Genomic DNA, 1,855 nt, shown 5'->3' on the forward strand with positions numbered 1-1,855 from the left:
GCGGGTTGACGCGCGGGTCCGGCGGGTCGATGCCGGGGAACCAGCGGGCGTCCGCCCCGGGGCCGGCGGCCACCGGGTAGGCGGCGCCCGGCATCGGATGAGCCGGGTACCCGGGCCAGCCCGCCTGGGGAGGACCAGCCGGGTAGCCCGGCATCGCGGGGTAGCCCGGCGGCGTGGGGTAGCTGGGGGGCGGGGCGGCACCCGGCGCGGTCCAGCCGGCCGGGTCGCCCCCACCGGGCGGGGTGGCCGGGTCGGCGGGAGTGGCCGGGCCGGACGGGTTCGGGTGGGCGGGCTGCGCGTCGTACCCGGGTTGTTGCGGAATGCTCGGGCCGTAGCCGGTCTGGTCGGCCCAGGGATCGGCGGGCGCCGGGCCGGGAGCGGGCACGGACGGGCCGGCGCTCCCCGACGACGCCGGATCGGTGGCCGGAGGCGGAGGCGCGGTCGGGTCGGCCGGAGAGCCGGACGGCGTCGGCGACACCGGTTCGGTGGAACCCGGCGGAGGCAGATCGGACATGGGCCCTCCTCAGCGGCTACGGCTGGAACGGCTCATGATCTTCCATGGTGCACGCTCACAGCGCAGCCCCCCGGTCGGCGGACCCGGCTGCGGAACCGCCCGGCGGGCGGAGGTCAGGCGATGACGCGGACCCGCTCGGCCTGCGGACCCTTCTGCCCCTGCGCGATCTCGAACTCGACCCGCTGGCCGTCGTCCAGCGCCTTGTAACCGTCCATCTCGATCGCGGAGAAGTGGACGAAGACGTCCTGCCCGCCGTCGACGGCGATGAAGCCGTAGCCCTTTTCGGCGTTGAACCACTTCACGGTGCCCTGTGCCACGGTGCACTTCCTCACTCTGCGCGGCGTTCCAACACCCGGAAACCGGCGGACCGGCACCGGTAGCACACCGGTTCAGCGATCGGCGACGACCACTGAATTCGGTGACCGAAATCGCACGCTACACGAGGCGTGACGACGGCGCACGACCACAAATCGGGCATATTCCGGGCGGTACCCGGCCCCGGTCACGCGCCTGCGCCGGCCCGTCCGGTATGCATGCGGCATGACCAGCGCGCCCACCACGACCACCGTTCGCCGGGTCCGGCCGACCGACGCCGCCCGGATGCGGGCGCTGCGGCTGGAGATGCTGGCCGACTCCCCACTGGCCTTCCTGGAGACGGTGGCCGAGGCCGCCGCCCGGCCGCACGCGGAGTTCGCGGCCCGGGTCGCGGCCGTCTCCCGGGGCGACCACACCGCCCAGTTCGTGGCCGACCCGGGCGGCCGGCTGGTCGGCCACGCCGGTGGCACCGCCGCGCCGGACGAGCCGGGCCTGACGCTCGTCTACGCGGTCTACGTGACGCCGGCCCGGCGGGGCAGCGGTCTGCTCGCCGCGCTCGTCGACGAGGTGGCCGCCTGGTCGCGCGCCTGCGGACGGCCCGAGCTGATGATGGAGGTGGTGGTCGGCAACGACCGGGCCTACCGGGCCTACCAGAAGCTGGGCTTCGTGGACACCGGAGTACGCGTGCCGCACCCCAGGATCCCCCGCCTGCACGAACTCCAGATGCGCCGCCCGGCGTGAGGCCGACCGGACGCAGTTGTTAAGAGGGGGCCCCTCCTATACCGGAGGCGTTAAGAAGGGGCCCCTCCTTTCAGGAGTGGCGGCGGCTCTGGACGATGCGGAACCGGTTCGCCACGTACGCGCCGTCGGTCAGCGCCGAGTTGGCCGCCGCGTTCGCGCCGGAGCCGTGGAAGTCGGAGAACGCCGCCGACTGGTTGACGAACACCCCGCCGGTGAGGTTGCAGGACAGGTGCACCCCGGCGTCGATGGCCGCCTTCTCGGCCTCGTCCAGCACCGCCTCGTCGG

General features: G+C 74.2%; 2 protein-coding genes and 2 pseudogenes. 1 reads left to right on the forward strand and 3 read right to left on the reverse strand.

The annotated features are described in order from the left end of the window. A pseudogene (locus tag KBX39_RS30275) lies at positions 1-514 on the reverse strand (hypothetical protein); the annotation flags it as partial. Positions 515-627: 113 nt separating this feature from the next. Continuing rightward, positions 628-831: a cold-shock protein gene (locus tag KBX39_RS30280; protein WP_013288855.1), complete on the reverse strand. Its 204-nt coding sequence runs from the start codon at positions 829-831 to the stop codon at positions 628-630. A 223-nt stretch (positions 832-1,054) separates the two neighbouring features. Here KBX39_RS30280 and KBX39_RS30285 point away from each other — a divergent pair, with 223 nt between their 5' ends. Next, positions 1,055-1,570 carry a GNAT family N-acetyltransferase gene (locus KBX39_RS30285; RefSeq protein WP_043327984.1) on the forward strand — a complete coding sequence of 172 codons (516 nt, stop codon included), beginning with the start codon at positions 1,055-1,057 and terminating at the stop codon, positions 1,568-1,570. 70 nt (positions 1,571-1,640) lie between these two features. On the opposite strand, the pseudogene KBX39_RS30290 reads toward KBX39_RS30285, so the two are convergent. Continuing rightward, positions 1,641-1,855, reverse strand: a pseudogene (locus KBX39_RS30290) (phenylacetic acid degradation protein PaaN); the annotation flags it as partial.

This window comes from Micromonospora sp. D75 (genome assembly GCF_018070405.1).
GTDB lineage: Bacteria > Actinomycetota > Actinomycetes > Mycobacteriales > Micromonosporaceae > Micromonospora > Micromonospora chalcea.